General features: G+C 73.4%; 18 protein-coding genes. 6 read left to right on the forward strand and 12 right to left on the reverse strand.

From position 1 onward, the window contains the following. Positions 1 to 27: 27 nt before the first annotated feature. From ACXNSR_RS29985 to ACXNSR_RS30015, 7 genes are all read right to left on the reverse strand, one after another. Positions 28 to 756 (reverse strand): phosphoadenylyl-sulfate reductase, encoded by a 729-nt coding sequence (locus tag ACXNSR_RS29985; protein ID WP_458638474.1) that lies wholly within the window; start codon positions 754 to 756, stop codon positions 28 to 30. After that, the gene (locus ACXNSR_RS29990; RefSeq protein ID WP_458638475.1) at positions 753 to 959 is read right to left on the reverse strand and encodes a hypothetical protein; all 207 of its coding nucleotides are present in this window, start codon (positions 957 to 959) and stop codon (positions 753 to 755) included. The genes ACXNSR_RS29985 and ACXNSR_RS29990 overlap by 4 nt, the downstream gene beginning before the upstream one ends. Then, on the reverse strand, positions 956 to 2,662 hold the full coding sequence (locus tag ACXNSR_RS29995) for a nitrite/sulfite reductase (RefSeq protein WP_458638476.1): 1,707 nt from the start codon (positions 2,660 to 2,662) through the stop codon (positions 956 to 958). The genes ACXNSR_RS29990 and ACXNSR_RS29995 overlap by 4 nt, the downstream gene beginning before the upstream one ends. A 216-nt stretch (positions 2,663 to 2,878) precedes the next feature. After that, a complete protein-coding gene (locus tag ACXNSR_RS30000) occupies positions 2,879 to 2,962 on the reverse strand; it encodes a putative leader peptide (RefSeq protein WP_312847410.1) in 84 nt (27 codons plus the stop codon). A gap of 191 nt (positions 2,963 to 3,153) precedes the next feature. Continuing rightward, entirely contained in the window at positions 3,154 to 3,717 is a 564-nt protein-coding gene (locus ACXNSR_RS30005) for a GNAT family N-acetyltransferase (protein ID WP_458638477.1), read from the reverse strand. 5 nt (positions 3,718 to 3,722) lie between these two features. Further along, positions 3,723 to 4,985: a GAF domain-containing protein gene (locus tag ACXNSR_RS30010; protein WP_458643435.1), complete on the reverse strand. Its 1,263-nt coding sequence runs from the start codon at positions 4,983 to 4,985 to the stop codon at positions 3,723 to 3,725. 357 nt (positions 4,986 to 5,342) lie between these two features. Further along, positions 5,343 to 6,986 (reverse strand): acyl-CoA dehydrogenase family protein, encoded by a 1,644-nt coding sequence (locus ACXNSR_RS30015; RefSeq protein WP_458638478.1) that lies wholly within the window; start codon positions 6,984 to 6,986, stop codon positions 5,343 to 5,345. A gap of 17 nt (positions 6,987 to 7,003) precedes the next feature. On the opposite strand from ACXNSR_RS30015, the gene ACXNSR_RS30020 reads away from it, so the two are divergent. Continuing rightward, positions 7,004 to 8,119, forward strand: coding sequence for a YihY/virulence factor BrkB family protein (locus ACXNSR_RS30020; protein WP_150260118.1), 1,116 nt, complete (start codon positions 7,004 to 7,006; stop codon positions 8,117 to 8,119). Between the two features lie 25 nt (positions 8,120 to 8,144). Here the strand turns inward: ACXNSR_RS30020 and ACXNSR_RS30025 are convergent, their stop codons facing one another. Further along, positions 8,145 to 8,978, reverse strand: coding sequence for a class I SAM-dependent methyltransferase (locus ACXNSR_RS30025; protein WP_458638479.1), 834 nt, complete (start codon positions 8,976 to 8,978; stop codon positions 8,145 to 8,147). A 166-nt stretch (positions 8,979 to 9,144) separates the two neighbouring features. On the opposite strand from ACXNSR_RS30025, the gene ACXNSR_RS30030 reads away from it, so the two are divergent. Next, positions 9,145 to 9,903, forward strand: coding sequence for a helix-turn-helix domain-containing protein (locus ACXNSR_RS30030; protein ID WP_458638480.1), 759 nt, complete (start codon positions 9,145 to 9,147; stop codon positions 9,901 to 9,903). Here the strand turns inward: ACXNSR_RS30030 and ACXNSR_RS30035 are convergent. Together ACXNSR_RS30035 and ACXNSR_RS30040 are read right to left on the reverse strand one after the other, a co-directional pair. Next, positions 9,825 to 10,235 (reverse strand): VOC family protein, encoded by a 411-nt coding sequence (locus ACXNSR_RS30035; protein WP_458638481.1) that lies wholly within the window; start codon positions 10,233 to 10,235, stop codon positions 9,825 to 9,827. The two genes, ACXNSR_RS30030 and ACXNSR_RS30035, sit on opposite strands and share 79 nt — an antisense overlap. 80 nt (positions 10,236 to 10,315) lie before the next feature. Then, entirely contained in the window at positions 10,316 to 10,792 is a 477-nt protein-coding gene (locus ACXNSR_RS30040) for a hypothetical protein (protein WP_458638482.1), read from the reverse strand. Positions 10,793 to 10,966: 174 nt separating this feature from the next. On the opposite strand from ACXNSR_RS30040, the gene ACXNSR_RS30045 reads away from it, so the two are divergent. The 4 genes from ACXNSR_RS30045 (at position 10,967) to rsgA (ending at position 15,127) form a co-directional block, all read left to right on the forward strand. Next, a complete protein-coding gene (locus ACXNSR_RS30045; RefSeq protein WP_458638483.1) occupies positions 10,967 to 12,244 on the forward strand; it encodes a sensor histidine kinase in 1,278 nt (425 codons plus the stop codon). Then, entirely contained in the window at positions 12,232 to 12,888 is a 657-nt protein-coding gene (locus ACXNSR_RS30050; protein ID WP_458638484.1) for a response regulator transcription factor, read from the forward strand. Before ACXNSR_RS30045 ends, ACXNSR_RS30050 begins: the two co-directional genes overlap by 13 nt. Continuing rightward, positions 12,885 to 13,733 carry a DUF4097 family beta strand repeat-containing protein gene (locus tag ACXNSR_RS30055; RefSeq protein WP_458638485.1) on the forward strand — a complete coding sequence of 283 codons (849 nt, stop codon included), beginning with the start codon at positions 12,885 to 12,887 and terminating at the stop codon, positions 13,731 to 13,733. Before ACXNSR_RS30050 ends, ACXNSR_RS30055 begins: the two co-directional genes overlap by 4 nt. Before the next feature lie 275 nt (positions 13,734 to 14,008). Beyond that, positions 14,009 to 15,127, forward strand: a complete 1,119-nt coding sequence (gene rsgA / locus ACXNSR_RS30060) for a ribosome small subunit-dependent GTPase A (protein ID WP_458638486.1) — start codon at positions 14,009 to 14,011, stop codon at positions 15,125 to 15,127. 312 nt (positions 15,128 to 15,439) lie between these two features. Here the strand turns inward: rsgA and ACXNSR_RS30065 are convergent, their stop codons facing one another. Together ACXNSR_RS30065 and ACXNSR_RS30070 are read right to left on the reverse strand one after the other, a co-directional pair. Continuing rightward, complete coding sequence (locus ACXNSR_RS30065) at positions 15,440 to 15,814, reverse strand: hypothetical protein (RefSeq protein ID WP_458638487.1); 375 nt, start codon at positions 15,812 to 15,814, stop codon at positions 15,440 to 15,442. A gap of 207 nt (positions 15,815 to 16,021) precedes the next feature. Beyond that, positions 16,022 to 16,393, reverse strand: a complete 372-nt coding sequence (locus ACXNSR_RS30070; RefSeq protein WP_458638488.1) for a PPOX class F420-dependent oxidoreductase — start codon at positions 16,391 to 16,393, stop codon at positions 16,022 to 16,024. Positions 16,394 to 16,401 lie beyond the last annotated feature (8 nt).

Below are 16,401 nucleotides of genomic sequence, written 5' to 3' on the forward strand. Positions count from 1 at the left end.
CCGTAAGTTCTTCGCCGGTCGTCGTCATCAGCCGTGCAGTCCGCACTCGGTCTTGCCCCGTCCGGCCCACCGGCCGGCCCGCGCGTCCTCGCCCTCGGCGACGCGCCGGGTGCACGGGGCGCAGCCGACGGAGGCGTAACCATCCATCAGCAGCGGGTTGGTGAGCACGCCGTGCTCGGCGACGTACGCGTCCACGTCGTCCTGGGTCCAGCGGGCGATCGGGGAGACCTTGACCTTCTGCCGCTTCTCGTCCCAGCCGACCACCGGGGTGTTCGCCCGGGTCGGGGACTCGTCGCGGCGCAGCCCCGTCGCCCACGCGGAGTACGCCGTCAGGCCCTCCTCCAGCGGCTTGACCTTGCGCAGCGCGCAGCACAGGTCGGGGTCCCGGTCGTGCAGCCTCGGCCCGTACTCGGCGTCCTGCTCGGCGACGCTCTGACGCGGGGTCAGCGTGATGACGTTGACGTCCATCACGGCCTCGACCGCGTCACGGGTGCCGATGGTCTCCTCGAAGTGGTAGCCCGTGTCGAGGAAGACCACGTCCACACCCGGGAGGACCCGCGAGGCCAGGTGGGCGACGACCGCGTCCTCCATGGAGGAGGTCACGGCGAACTCCTTGCCGAAGGTGTCGGCCGCCCAGCGCAGGATGTCCAGCGCGGAGGCGTCCTCCAGGTCGCGGCCGGCCTGCTCGGCCACTTCCTTGAGTGCCGCCGCCCTGAGCTCCGCGGCCGTGAGACTCGCGTCTTGAGTGGTGGTCATATTCCGTCCCCTCCCGCTGATCCCGGCGATCCCACTGATCCCGCTGAATCCGACCGGACGCCCCGGGCCAGCAGCCCGAGGTACTTCAGCTGGAAGGCCCGGTTGCAGGACCTGCATTCCCACGCGCCGTGACCCGTCTCATTGGGAAACAGGTCCTCGTCGCCGCAGTAGGGGCAGTAGAACGGTGCGGCGCGCTCGCTCACGAGAGGCTCTTCTCGTCGGCGCGGGCGACCCATGCCGCGAAGCGCTCGCCGTCCTCGCGCTGCTCCTCGTAGTGCTTGACGACCCGCTCGACGTAGTCGGGCAGGCCCGCCGAGGTCACCTTGAGGCCGCGGACCTTGCGGCCGAAGCCGGCCTCCAGGCCGAGGGCACCGCCCAGGTGGACCTGGTAGCCCTCCACCTGGTTGCCGTCGTCGTCCAGGACCAGCTGACCCTTGAGACCGATGTCCGCCACCTGGATACGGGCGCAGGCGTTCGGGCAGCCGTTGATGTTGATGGTGAGCGGCTCGGCGAAGTCCGGCAGGCGGCGCTCCAGCTCGTCGATCAGCGAGGCGCCGCGCGCCTTGGTCTCGACGATGGCCAGCTTGCAGAACTCGATGCCGGTGCAGGCCATCGTGCCGCGGCGGAACGGGGACGGCTTGACCCGCAGGTCCAGCGCCTCCAGCGCCCCGACGACCGAGTCGACCTGGTCGGCCTCGATGTCGAGCACGATCATCTTCTGCTCGGCGGTGGTGCGCAGGCGGCCGGAGCCGTGCTGCTGGGCCACGTCCGCGATCTTGGTCAGGGTGGCGCCGTCCACGCGGCCCACGCGGGGCGCGAAGCCGACGTAGAACTTGCCGTCCTTCTGCTGGTGGACGCCCACGTGGTCGCGCCACTGGCCGCTCGGCTGCGCGGGCGCGGGGCCGTCGGTCAGCTTGCGCTTCAGGTACTCGTCCTCCAGGACCTGGCGGAACTTGGCCGGGCCCCAGTCGGCGACGAGGAACTTCAGGCGGGCGCGGGTGCGCAGCCGGCGGTAGCCGTAGTCGCGGAAGATCGAGATGACGCCCTCGTAGACGTCCGGGACCTCGTCGAGCGAGACCCAGGTGCCCAGGCGCACACCGAGCTTGGGGTTGGTGGACAGGCCGCCGCCGACCCAGACGTCGAAGCCGGGGCCGTGCTCGGGGTGGTTCACGCCCACGAACGCGATGTCGTTGATCTCGTGCGCCACGTCGAGCAGCGGCGAACCGGAGATCGCGGACTTGAACTTGCGCGGCAGGTTGGAGAAGTCCTTGTTGCCGACGATGCGGCGGTAGATCTCGTCGATGGCGGGGGTGCCGTCGATGATCTCGTCCCGGGCGATGCCGGCGACGGGCGAACCGAGGATGACGCGGGGCGTGTCACCGCAGGCCTCGGTGGTGGACAGGCCCACGGCCTCCAGCCGGCGCCAGATCTCCGGGACGTCCTCGATCCGGATCCAGTGGTACTGGACGTTCTGGCGGTCGGTGAGGTCCGCGGTGCCGCGCGCGAACTCCTCCGAGATCTCGCCGATCACGCGGAGCTGCTCGGTGGTCAGCCGGCCGCCGTCGATGCGGACGCGCAGCATGAAGTACTCGTCGTCCAGCTCCTCCGGCTCCAGGATCGCGGTCTTGCCGCCGTCGATCCCGGGCTTGCGCTGGGTGTAGAGGCCCCACCAGCGCATCCGGCCGCGCAGGTCGTTGGGGTCGATCGAGTCGAAGCCGCGCTTGGAGTAGATCGTCTCAATGCGTGTCCGCACGTTGAGACCGTCGTCGTCCTTCTTGAACTGCTCGTTGCCGTTGAGGGGCGTGTGGTGTCCGACGGCCCACTGGCCCTCGCCGCGGTGACGGCCGGTCTTGCGGCGCGCGGCGGCTGCGGGTGCGGCTGCGGGCGTTTCGGGGGTGGCGGCCATGGCGGTACGTCCTTCTTCGGCGGCTCGAGGCAAGGGCAGGGGGAGGCGGCGGCGCTCCCCTGCGGCTCGGCTGCTCCGAGCGGGTGTGGCTGATTCCCGCTCCGCGCCGGGGTTGCCGACGGGCAGGGCGGTACTACGGCCTCAGGGGGCTGGCGGGTGATCGGCGCGTCCGCGGCAGCGGGGACGGCGGCGATGTGCGCGGCGTGGCTGGTTCCGTCAGCGCGCCGGACAGATGGCGCTGGACATGCGGCCGAGGTCGACGTGCCGCCGACTCACCAAGGCAATTCCAGCTCCATTCATGGCGGAAGCGTGTCATGTGCCGATTGGAGGAGTCCACTACTGTCCACGATTCGGACGAACTCGTCTCGAAAAATGGGATGACGTGACGGGGGTCACTTATCGGAGCCGGCTCCGCCGGCCTCGGGGCCCGGGCGCGGAGCCCCCGCGGCGGCGCCGCACCCGGTGCGCCCGGCCGGCCGGCCCCGGAGGGGCTACGCGCCGGGCCAGGGGCCGGGGGTCGGGGTTTCCACCTTGGACTCGGTCTCCGTCCTGAAGACCTTGAAGCCGCGCCGCTCGTAGTTGCTCATCGCCGTCGGCCCGTCCTGGCTGCACGTGTGCACCCACACCCGCCGGGTCGGCTCAAGCTCCGGCCAGCGCTCCGCGAGGGACCACGCGCGGGCGACGCCCACCGACAGCAGGTGCCCGCCGATGCGGCGGCCGCGGAAGTCGGGGAGGAGGCCGAAGTACATGATCTCCACCACGCCGTCGTCCTGCGGGTCGAGCTCCACGTACCCGGCCGGCGTGCCCCGGTCGTACGCGACCCAGGTCTCCACCCCCGGCCGGTCCAGCTGCTCCACCCACTGCGCGCGGGTCAGGGAGAGCCGGTCCGTCCAGTGGATGTCGCCGCCCACCGAGGCGTACAGGAAGCGGCTGAACTCGGGGGAGGGGACCTCCGCCCGCGCGATGGTTATCTCCGGGCCCGCCGGAGCCGCCGGGACGAGGTCCGCCGGAGAGGTCATCTCCAGCGACCAGGTGGTGAGGGTGATGGTGTTCATGCAGTTCAGGGAATCATGCCGGGCCCCGTCCGGCCCAGGCGGGCCCGGACCACGGAAGGCGCGGTCGAGTGCGGGAGCAGGGCGGCCGGGTCCTCGGGGCGGATCAGCTCCACCTCCACGTCCTCCGCGAACCGGTACGGCCGGTGGGCGAGGACGCCCGCGAGGTGGCGGCGTACGCGGGAGAGCTCCGCGCGGACCGTCACCGTGCGCGTCGGATCACCGAACAGCTCCCCGGCCAGCTCCGCCGCCGAGCGCCCCCGTGTCCCCTCCGCCAGCAGGAACAGCAACTCCGCGTGGCGCGGGCTCAGCTCCTGCGACCAGCTCCCGGAGGGTCCGTACACCGTCACCGACCAGCATCCCGCCCGGCTGAGGTCCACGACGATCCGGGTCACCGCCGTGCTGTGACGGTCCTGGGCGACCCGCAGCAGCCAGCCGCCGGGCAGCGGCTCCACCACGCACTCCCCGAGCCGCGGCACCCGGACCCTGCCCGGCCCGAAGGCCTTCGGCAGCGGGATCCGCTCCTGCGGGGCCAGGCCCGTCACCGCCGCCGTCCAGCCGTTCGGGTCCACGGCCAGCGCCCGGCCCGGCAGCCGGGCCAGCAGCGGGGCCGCCACCGTCCGCAGCCGCTCCAGCGACTCCAGGTGCCGCAGCCGCAGCTCCCGCTCCGCGAGCCGGGCCACCGAGCTCACCCACGCCAGCGTCGCCGGGTGCATGGTCGCCAGCGGACCGCTGACGTCGACCACGCCCAGCAGCCGCCCGTCGCGCGGGTCCCGTACGGGCGCCCCGGCGCAGGTCCAGTCGTGGTGGCTGGAGACGAAGTGCTCGGCCGAGAACACCTGCACCGGGCGCCGGGCCACCAGGGCGGTACCCACCCCGTTCGTGCCGACGACGGCCTCGTCCCAGTCCGCCCCGACCGAGAAGCCGAGCCGGTCCGCCTTGCGCAGGATGGAGGAGTGGCCCTCCCGCCACAGCAGCCGCCCGTCCGCGTCGGCGACGACCATGATGTGCAAGGACTCGTCCAGGGCGGGCAGCAGCCCCTCGCGCAGCACCGGCAGGATCTCCCGCAGCGGCGACACGTGCCGCCGCTCCTCGGTCTCGGCGGCCGACAGCATCCGCGAGCGCGCGTCCCGGTCCGGGTGCACCCCGCCGGCCAGCATCCGGCGCCAGGACTCCGCGATCTCCGGCCGGGGCGCCGCCGGCGGCCGGTCCCCGGCCAGCGCCGCCGCCCGCACGCCCTTGAGCAGACGTGCCGCGGCCCGCGCGTCCATGGCCGAGATGCGTGCCACATCGACCGTGCTGCCTGTGGTGTCGGCCACCGGAACCTCCCCGAGCGAACAGGACGTACGACGCAAGCCGCCCGGGCGGTCCGCGCGTGCCGCTTCCCCCGGGCACCCCGACGGACGGCTGCCGACTCAAAGGTTGCAACGGTATGCAACTCTCGCCAAGTCCCGGTCGGCCGACCGAAACTGTCCGGACGCCGCAGAGCGGCGTGCCGGCTCCTCCTCGGGGCTTCGGATCAGGGGTGGTGCCGAGTCGGCGCGGCGCCACCCCTGTACCGGTGATGGGCCCGGATCCCGGCCGGGAGCGGTTTGGGGACCGCCGTGGAGCCCGACGGGGGCTCTCTCCTAGGCCGTGATCCGTGCCCGTTCCACCACCGTGCGCAGATCCAGGCTGTGCGGCAGCGTGCCGAAGGCCGCGCCCCAGTCCCCGCCCAGCCGCGACGCGCAGAACGCGTCCGCGACCTCCGGCGGGGCCCACCGCACCAGCAGCGATCCCTGGAGCACCAGCGCCATGCGCTCGACCACGCGGCGGGCCCGCGCCTCGATGCCCTCCAGATCGGCGAGATCCGTCAGCAGGTCCTTGATGGCCGAATCCAGCCGGTGGTCGGCGCCCCGGGCCAGGCCGACCTCCTGGAGGAAGGCGTTCAGCGCCTGCGGCTCGCGCTGGAGGGCGCGCAGTACGTCCAGCGCCTGTACGTTGCCCGAGCCCTCCCAGATGGAGTTCAGCGGGGATTCGCGCAGCAGTCTGGGCAGTCCCGACTCCTCTACGTAGCCGTTGCCCCCCAGACACTCCAGGGCCTCCGCCACCATCGGCGTACAGCGCTTGGTCACCCAGTACTTGGCGGCGGGCACGGCGAGGCGCAGGAAGGCCTTCTCCTGCTCGGTGCCGGCGTCGTTGGCGGCCGCCAGGCGCAGGGTCAAGGTGGTGGCGGCCTCCGACTCCAGGGCGAGGTCGGCGAGCACGTTGCGCATCAGCGGCTGGTCGATGAGCGGTGCTCCGAAAGCAGAGCGGTGCTCCGCGTGGTGCACGGCCTGCGTCAGGGCCTGCCGCATCAGCGAGGCCGAGCCGATGACACAGTCCAGCCGGGTCGCCGCGACCATCTCGATGATGGTCCGCACCCCGCGGCCCTCCTCACCGACCCGCCGCGCCCAGGTCCCGTCGAACTCGACCTCGCTCGACGCGTTCGACTTGTTGCCCAGCTTGTCCTTCAGCCGCTGGATCGCGAAGACGTTGCGCGTACCGTCCGGCAGCACCCGCGGCACCAGGAAGCACGTCAGCCCGCCCGGTGCCTGCGCCAGCACCAGGAAGCCGTCGCACATCGGCGCCGAGCAGAACCACTTGTGCCCGGTCAGCAGGTACTCGCCGGACGCGTCCAGCGGCACCGCGGCCGTCGTGTTCGCCCGTACGTCGCTGCCGCCCTGCTTCTCCGTCATCCCCATGCCGAAGAGCACGCCGCCCTTCTCGGCGGCCGGCCGCAGCCCCTGCTCGTACACGTGCGAGGTCAGCCGCGGCTCCCATTCGGCGGCGAGCTCCGGATCCGTGCGCAGCGCGGGCACCGCGGCGTGCGTCATCGAGATCGGGCAGCCGTGCCCCGCCTCGGCCTGCGACCAGATGAAGAACCCGGCGGCCCGGCGCAGATGCCCGGCCGGACGACCCCAGGCGTCGGTGAGCCCGGAGGTCACGGCGTGCCCGAGCAGCCGGTGCCAGGACGGGTGGAAATCGACCTCGTCGATCCGGTTCCCGTACCGGTCGTGCGTCCTCAGCTTGGGCGGATTCTCGTTCGACTGCACACCCCATTCCTGGGCCTGCGCGGAACCGGCCGCCCGCCCGAGGTCGGTGAGCTCCTGCCTTGCCTCGCCGAGGAGTTCGGGATCCGCGGCCGCGAGGTGACGCTCGACGCCCTCGGTGAGGACCCGATCGCCGCCGTAGACGTCGTACCCCACCAGGGGCGGGGCCTGGTTGCTGACTGTGTGGGTGGTGGCTGCCATGCGGATACCGTAAGGACGTGCAGCCAGCAAAAGAAACACCCGAGCGGATCCCAGGACGGCTCCACCGGGCCCGCGCCCTCTACCGCAACGTCTCGATGCGGAAGATGGGCTGGCTGCTGCTGAAGGACACCGTCAACTCGTGCATCGAGTACCGGATCCTCGGGCTCGCGGCCGAGGCGGCGTTCTTCACGCTGCTCTCGCTGCCCCCGCTCTTCCTGGGCCTGCTGGGCCTGCTCGGCTACGTGGACGGCTGGACCGACACCCGTACGGTGGAAAGCATCGAGGAGAACATCCTCGCGGCGGTCGGCACGGTCCTGTCCGACCGGGGCGTCAACGACATCGCCAGACCGCTGCTGGACGACGTCACCCGCAGCGGCCGGCCCGACCTGATCTCGCTCGGCTTCGCCTTCGCCCTGTGGTCGGGATCCCGGGCCGTCAACGTCTTCATCGACACCATCACCGTGATGTACGGGCTCGACGGCCAGCGCGGCATCGTCAAGACCCGGCTGCTGGCCTTCCTGCTCTACGTCATCGCCCTGCTGATCGGCGCGATCGTGCTGCCGCTGATGGTGGTGGGGCCGGACGCGGTGGTACGGCTGGTGCCCTGGGGCACGGAAGTGATCGCGGTCCTGTACTGGCCGACCGTGACCCTGCTGTCCATCGCCTTCCTCACCACGCTCTACCACGTGTCCGTGCCGGTGCGCTCGCCGTGGATCGAGGACGTGCCCGGGGCGCTGGTGGCGCTCGCGATGTGGGTGCTGGGCTCGTTCCTGCTGCGGATCTACCTCACCAACACGGTGGAGGGGCCGACGATCTACGGATCACTGGCCGCGCCCGTGGCCGTCCTCCTGTGGATCGGCATCTCGGCCTTCGCGGTACTGGTCGGAGCCGCCGTCAACGCGGCGATCGACCGCGTCTGGCCCTCCGTGGCCACGGCGGCGGCGCGCGAGGCGAACGAGCGGGCCCGGGAGGCGGAGGCCGCCCAGCTGATCGCGCGGGCCGCCGCCTGGCGGGCGATGGCGGAGGGCGAGTCGGAGGACGACGAGGACGACGGGATGCCGTCGGAGTTCCCGGAACGGTGGTCGAAGTTCCTGCCGCCCGAGGACTACCACTCCCGGCTGCGCAAGCACTGAGGGCCCGGCAGGCGGCGCGGAAACGCTACGCCGGGCCCTTCACGCCCCAGGCGGTGAGCAGGCCGGGCGAGAGCGCGGCGCAGTCCGGCGAGTCCAGGTAGCGGATCGCCGCGTCGATCTCCGCGTCGTCGACCAGCCCGGTGGCCGTCATCGGCCCCCGCGCACGCTCCCACGTACCGGCCCAGAACCGGCTGATGGGGCTGCCGGGCAGCAGCGGGGGGACGAGGATCTCGGCCCCCACGGACTGCAGACCGGCCTCCCGCAGGTGCCCGGGGTACTGCGGTACCCAGGAGACGTCCGTGCCGAGGCTGTCCCCGAGCCCCTGCCACATCGCCCGCATCACCCGGCCGTACGCGGTCGTCGGCGCGGCGGGCGTGGTCAGGTCGACCGCGTCGCCGAGGACCAGCACACCGCCCGGGGCGACCAGGGAGGCGAGCTTGCCGATCATCCGCGGCCAGTTCCGCAGGTGCATCAGTACGAACCGGGCGTGCACCAGCTGGAACCGTCCCGGGCTGAAGTCCAGGGCGGTGATGTCCGCCTCCCGCGCGGTGAGCCCGGGCACCGGGTGGGCCCGCAGGAAGGCCGTGTCCCGGTCGACGGCCAGGACCTCCGAGACCCCGGCCCGCTCCAGGAGCAGCCGGGCGACCGTACCCGTCCCCGCGCCCACGTCCAGGCAGCGCCAGCCCGGCCCGGCACCCAGCGCGCGCAGCCGGGCCAGCGTGAAGTCGTCGTAGGCGAGCGCGCCGAGGTCGATGCGCTCGTCCTCGCCCGCCAGCTCGGGCCGGAACACCGCCTCGCCGTAGCGGCCGCCGGCCACCGCCCCGGGACGCTGCGGCGGGTCGTCGTCGGGCAGGTTCACGTCCGGACCTCTTCACGGGGCGGGGAGGGGGATGCGTCGGACACGGGCGGATGCGGCCCGCATCGGCCGCATCCGCCGCCCACCGATCCTCCACCGGCGCCCTCCCGCCCCGGCGAGGCGCGCCGGTCCTGATCCGAAAGAGACGCCCGTTCCTTAACCTGGAGCCGTGTACGAGGAAGCCGCGTCCGCGGCCGTCCCCGGGGCCGTGCTGTGGCGCGCCACCGCGGGCGGCGGCTCGGTGGTGCTGCCGGACGGCTGCATGGACCTGCTGTGGGCCGACGGGCGGCTGCTGGTGGCCGGACCCGACACCGGGCCGCATCCGGCCGGGGAGGTCCCCGGCGGCGCCTTCGCCGGGATCCGGCTCGCGCCGGGCACCGCGCCCGCGCTGATCGGCGTACCGGCGCACGCACTGCGGGACCGGCGCGTCGAGCTGGCCGACCTGTGGCCCGCCCGCACGGTCCGGCGGGCGTCGGCCCTGGTCGAGGGGTACGTCGAGGGGTACGGGGACGCGCGCGCGGGACTCGAAGCGCTGGCCCTGGCCCGGGCCGCCGACGCCCGGGCGCCCGACCCGCGGACCGCCGAGGTAGTGGCCCGGCTCCGCGCGGGGGAGGCGGTCGCCGCGATCGCCCGCGCCGTCGGTCTCGGAGAGCGGCAGCTGCACCGGCGCTCGCTCGACGCCTTCGGGTACGGCCCCCGGACGCTCGGCCGCATCCTGCGGCTGCGCCGGGCCCTGGCCCTGGCCCGCGCGGGCCTGCCGTACGCCGAGGTCGCCTGCGCCGCCGGGTACGCCGACCAGGCGCACCTCGCCCGTGACGTGCGGGCGCTGGCCGGGACGACCCTGCGGGCCTACACCGCCGGGGCCGCCGGGGCCGCCGGGGCGAAGAGCGAGACCCCGCCCCCGTCCGGGTCCAGGACGACGGCGTAGCGCTGGCCCCAGAAGGCGTCCCAGGGCTTCAGGTGGCCGGTGTACCCGGCGGCGGTCAGTTCGGCGTAGAGCGCGTCCACCTCGGCGGGGGAGTCGCACAGGAAGGCCAGGTCCCGGCGGCTGTCGCCGGTGGGCGGCGTCCACGACGGGTCGAAGGAGCGGATGGTGTCCTCGGTGTCCCACGCGATCCGCAGGCCCCCGGGCAGGACGGCCTCCACGTGCGGCAGGCCGTCGGCCTCGGCCGGGACGTCCAGTCCGAGGCGGCGGTAGAAGGCGAGCGAGGCGGCCATGTCGGAGACCACCATGCCGATGAGGTCGAGTCGAGGAGTCATGGCAGCAGGCTAGGCGGGCACGGGGCGGCGGTCTTGAAGGAATCGGACACCGGCCCGCCGCGTCGCGCGGCGGGCCGGTGTCAGCGCGGCCGGCGCACCGCCACCACCGCGCAGGCGACCGCCAACGGCAGCTCCGCGCCCGCCGCGAGCAGCAGCGCCGTCCCCTGACCGCCGGTCCCGCCCGAGGTCGTGACGTCGAACCAGGCGTCCATCACCAGCAGCGCGGCCGTCGCCGCCGCGACCGGCGACGCCCGGGGATCGCGCCTGCGCAGCAGCGCCCCGGTCCCGGTCAGCCCGGCGGCCAGCATCAGGTCCAGGCCGATCCACGCCGTGGACCAGTTGGAGACCTCGGTGGTCCGGGGCATCGTCTTCGCCAGCACCACGACCCAGGGCAGTAACACCAGGCCGGCGCCGGTGAGCACGGTGGCCGTCCGGGGGGCTCGGGGCGTGCGGGCGATGCGGAGGACGCGAGGAGTGCGGAGGACGCGGAGGGCGCGGGGGGTGCGGGGAGCGCGGGGGGTGCGCCAGGCGCGGGCCTGCGGGGCGACGAGGGCCATGGCGGGGTCTCCTTCCGGCCCGGCGGTCCGTCCCCGGGCACACCACCAGCCTCGTCGGCCGGGCCCGCGGAATCAGTAGCCCCATGATCCGGATCGGGGGTGGCACCAGGTACACCCCCGTACGGGTGCCCGCGTGATGGCATGCCCCTGACCAGTGCGATTACCGTACGGGGCATGGCAATTCGCGGGGGCGCGCCGAGGCGTACGTACACCTGGATCACGGCGCACGCGCCGTGGTCGGCATGGGCCTGGCGCAACACGGCCTTCACCGCGGCCGCGATACCGGCCGCCCTGCCCGTGCTCCTCGGCCTCACCTGCACCCTCATGGCGCCCGGGCCCGGCACGATCCCGCCGCTGCTGATCCTGCTGCTCGGCCCGTTCCTCACCCGGCTCCAACGCAGCCGGTTCCGGGCCCTGCTCGGCCTCGACGTGCCCAGAGCCGAACGGGAGGGCGGCCGGTTCACCCCGCTCGGACTGGTACGGCGGCTGCGCTCCGAGGCCACCTGGCGGCAGTACGGCTACCACCTGCTGGTCAGCCCGCTCGCCGCCGTCGCCGGGGCGCTGGTGGTGCTCGCCTGGACCTTCGGCGTCGTCGGCGCCTGCGTCTACGGCTGGGTCGGGATCCTGCCCGCCGAGACACGGACCCCCGCCTGGAGCAACGACTACGACACCATCACCGTCGGCGGCGTCCTGCTGCTGCTCGCAGCGCCCTGGCTCGCCGCCCTCTTCGCCCGGCTGGACGCCGTCGCCGCGGCCTCCCTCCTCGGCCCGAACCGGGCCCGCGAACTGGAGCGGCGGGTCGAGGACCTCGCGGAGAGCCGGGCCGGGGTGCTCGACGCCGCCGACCTCGAACGCCGCCGGATCGAACGGGACCTGCACGACGGGGCCCAGCAGCGGCTGGTCGCCCTGGCCATGAACCTCGGCATCGCCCGCGCCACCCTCACCGACCTGCCCGCCGAGGCGAAGGCCGTCATCGACGAGGCGCACCGGGAGGCGAAGGAGGCCATCGAGGAGCTGAACAACCTGGTACGGGGCCTGCATCCGGCCGTGTTGGAGGACCGCGGGCTCGACGCGGCGCTCTCCGGGGTCGCCGCCCGGGCCCCGTTCCCCGTCGAGCTGACCGTGGACATCGGGCGGCGGCCCGGCGCCACCGTGGAGGCCGTCGCCTACTTCGTGGTCTCCGAGGCCCTGGCCAACGTGGCCAAGCACGCCCGGGCGCAACGCTGCCGGGTGCGCCTCGTACGCGGTCCGGCGTCCGACGGAGCCGCCCACGGCGCGGACCTGCTGCGGATCACCGTCACCGACGACGGGATCGGCGGCGCCGACCCCGCCCGCGGCACCGGTCTGGTGGGGCTGCGCAAACGCGTAGGGTCCGTCGACGGAACCATCAAGATCGAAAGCCCCCTCGGGGGCCCGACCGTCATCACCGTGGAGCTGCCGTGCGCGCTGTGATCGCCGAGGACTCCGTCCTGCTGCGCATAGGACTCGTCAAAGTCCTCGAAATGGCCGGATTCGAGGTGGTCGCCGAGACCGGCGACGCCGAGGGTCTGCTCGCCGCCGTCGCGCAACACCGCCCCGAACTGGCCCTCGTGGACGTGCGGATGCCGCCCGGCTTCACCGACGAGGGCGTCCGGGCGGCCCTGATGATCCGCCAGGAGAGCCCCGGCACGGCCGTGCTGCTGCTCTCGCAGTACGTGGAGGAACGCTACGCCGCCGACCTGCTGGCCACTCAGACCGGCGCCGGCATCGGCTACCTGCTCAAGCAACGGGTCGCCGACGTCGAGGAGTTCGTCGACGCCGTGCGCCGCGTCGCCTCGGGCGGCACCGCACTCGACCCACAGGTCGTCGCCCAGCTCCTGCTGCGCCGCGGCGGCGGCCCCGACCCGCTGGGCCGGCTCACCCCGCGCGAGCGCGAGGTGCTGGCCCTCATGGCCGAGGGCCGCTCCAACGCCGCGATCGCGGCCGAACTCGTCGTGAGCGAGAGCGCGGTGGCCAAACACATCAACAGCATCTTCGCCAAGCTCGACCTGCCACCGGCCGACGGCGACCACCGCCGGGTCCTCGCGGTCCTGCGCTTCCTGGACGGCACGCCGTGACCCGGCCCGCGGCCCCAGGGCCGCCGCGCGGCGGGCAGCGCCTGGCCTGGATCACCGCAGCCGCGCTCAGCGCGCTCCTCGTGGCGGTACCGGTCACCTCGCAGGTCTGGTTCTGGGGGAGCGGGGGCGCCCGGAGCGCCACCCTGTACGGCGGCAGCGACGGCCGCCCGGTGACCGCGCTGGAGATCGTGGGAGGCGACGCGGACATCACCGTCACCCCCCGCGCGGACCACGAGGTCGGCTACCGGGCCACGGTCGGCTGGTCCCTCAAGGCACCCACCATCGATGAGAGCCGGCTCGGCGACACCCTGCGGCTGACCCCGCACTGCCCCGGCGACGGCTTCTGGCCGGGCGCCGGGACCGGCTGCTCGGTCCGGCTGGCGGTGACGGTACCCGTGGACATCCCCGTGAAGGTGACGACCCGTTCCGGCCGGATCGCGCTCAGCGGACTGGGCGGCACCGTCGACACGGAGGCCGACTCCGGCAGCATCGAGATCGCCGGGCTGCGCGGCGCCCTGCGCGCCGAGGTCGGCTCGGGCCGCCTGCACGCCACCGGACTCACCGCGGACCGAGCCGAGATCCGGGTCGGCTCGGGCCGGGCCGTCGCCGCCTTCGTCACCCCGCCCGACGAGGTGACGGCCCGCGTCGGCTCCGGCCGCCTAGCCCTCACCGTGCCCGAGGCCACCCGCTTCAAGGTCCGCTGCGAAGCAGCATCCGGCCGCTGCGAGGTGCCGGACGGCCTGCGCGACGCCACCTCGCCCCGCAGGCTGGACATCGAGACGGGCTCCGGCCGCGCCCGGGCGGCGTACCCGGACGGGCCCTGGGCGGCGCCCGACGAGTCGTAGCCCCGCCGCGCGGAAAGGCCGCCCGAAAAAGAAGTGGCCCCGGCGGGAGCGGCCTTGTTACGGTGGACCGGTTCCCGCCGACCGGTGGGAAACGATCAGCATGTGCATGGACCCGGAGGTGAGTTCGTTGATGACTGTCATCGCGCAGGGCGCTGCTGCCCGCACTCAGAAGACCATCAATGTCACTTCTGTGGCCTCCGGCTGACCACACACCTCTTCGCGCGCCGCCACCGAGCGAGCGCCCGCGGCCGGGGCCACCCTGTGAAGGGTTCCCCTTGTCTTTCTCCGCTCTCCCGTCCACCTTCCCGCACGCTTCTCTCTCGCACGCCCTCGCCCCCCTCGGCTGGGACGCCGCTTGGGAGGCCGAGTTCGCCCCGTACGCCGAGCAGGGCCTGCTGCCCGGCCGCGTCGTACGCGTCGACCGCGGCCAGTGCGACGTCATGACCGCGGACGGCATCGTCCGTGCCGACACCGCCTTCGTCACCCCGCACGACCCGCTCCGGGTCATCTGCACCGGGGACTGGGCCGCCGTCGAGGCGGCCGGCAATCCGCGCTACGTGAAGGCGTACCTGCCGCGCCGGACCGCCTTCGTACGGTCCACCTCCTCGCAGCGGTCCGAGGGGCAGATCCTCGCCGCCAACGTCGACCACGCCATCATCGCCGTCTCCCTCGCCGTCGAACTGGACCTCGGGCGCATCGAGCGCTTCCTGGCCCTGGCCTGGGAATCGGGGGCGCAGCCGCTGGTCGTCCTCACCAAGGCGGACCTGGTCCCGGACGCGGCGACGCTCGGGCACCTCGTCCAGGACGTGGAGGCCACGGCCCCGGGCGTCCAGGTACTGACCGTCTCCTCCGTCACGGGGGAGGGTACGGACGTGCTGGCCGCGATCGTCGGCGACGGCACCAGCGTGCTGCTCGGCATCTCGGGCGCCGGCAAGTCCACCCTGGCCAACGCGCTGCTCGGCGCCGAGGTCATGGAGGTGCAGGCGGCCCGCGAGGTCGACGGCAAGGGCCGGCACACGACCACCACGCGCAACCTGCTCGCCCTGCCGGGCGGCGGCGTCCTGATCGACACCCCCGGCCTGCGCGGCGTCGGGCTCTGGGACGCGGAGACCGGGGTCGGCCAGGTCTTCTCGGAGATCGAGGAGTACGCGGAACACTGCCGCTTCCACGACTGCGCGCACGAGGCGGAGCCGGGGTGCGCGGTGCTGGCCGCACTGGACTCCGGCGAGCTCCCGGACCGCCGCCTGGAGAGCTACCGCAAGCTCCTTCGGGAGAACCAGCGGATCGTCGCCAAGACGGACGCCCGCCTGCGGTCGGAAATCCGCCGCGACTGGCGCCTGAAGTCGGCGGAAGGCCGCGCCAACCACGCCGCGAAGCGCGGCGGCCGCGTCTGAGCCCCACCCGGGGCCGGGGTCCCGCAGCCCGGGACCCCGCCCCCGCCCGGGCGGTCAACTTCGAGGAGGGCAATGCGGATGGCTCGCTCGACGTGGGCCGCGGTGCCGGCATGCCCAGCGGCCGGGGCCCGAGGCGGGTCAGGGTGAGACTCCGACGCTGCTGACCCAGACGGGGAAGGACACGTTCTCCAGGTCCGCCCGGGCGACGAACCCCGGTTCGCTGTCGGTCAAGAACCCTTCGACGATCGGACCAAGATCGCCGCAGACCACGTAATCACCGCCGAACGGCAAGGCATCGAAGGAAACGGCGCCTCAGGGGGACTCGCCGGAGGCGCGTCGTGCCGTGTGGGTGATCCGCCGGAGCGGCGAGAGGGCGTACCCGGCCGTCACGTAGCCCGCGGCGGCCGAAAGGGGGACGAGAGCGGCCAGGACCAGCGCGGTGGACGCCAACAGCGTGTCCTGGGGCTGCTGCCGCGAGGGGGCCGGGCAGGGGGCCGGCCCGCTGTCCGGTGGCCCCGGGCAGTCCGCGGGGGCCAGGACGATCGCGGACTCCGAACGCAGTTCGAGGACCGGATCGTTGGCCCTGCTCACGGCCTGCACCGCCAGCAGGTGCACGACGGCCAGCAGCGTTGTCCCGGCCGCCATGAACACCCCGCCGTAGAGGCAGGCGAGACGTAAGCGGGTCACGGACCGCCGCTGCGGCGCCATGGCGTGCGAGGCCGCGGAAACGGCGTGTCCCACGGCGTCGGCGATGGCGCGGCCCCTGATCCGGATAGGCACCGGTACTCCCCCTGAAGGCGTCACATTCTCCGGCCTCCACTGTCGCTCCGTGCTCCTAAACAGAGCGTCAGCACCGGACGCCGTACGGCGACGCGCGGCGCGCTCCCGGGAAGGTCAGAGCCCCCACGCGTGGACGCGTTCGGGGTGGATCCGGATCACCTCCGGGCTGAAATGGGGGCCCAGTTCGTGCGGGCCCGTCTCCAGCGTGGCGCGGCCCCGGATCTCGATGCCACGCACCCGCCACGGCCGGATGCTCACCAGGTCGTCCGCGACCAGGGACAGCCGGGGGTTCCCGTGCAGGTTGCGCCACTTCTTCGTCGTGCCCATCGCCATGCCGCCCACCAGGATCGTCCCGTCCTCCTGCGGGAAGAAGCCCACCGGGTTCGCCTGCGGCTGCCCGGCCGCGTCCACGGTGGCCAGGCGGCCCAGATGCTGCGAACGCAGATATGCCAGTTCGGCCTCGCTGAAACCCTTGAAGTCCGTCATACCGCCCA

This window comes from Streptomyces sp. NC-S4 (genome assembly GCF_054353315.1).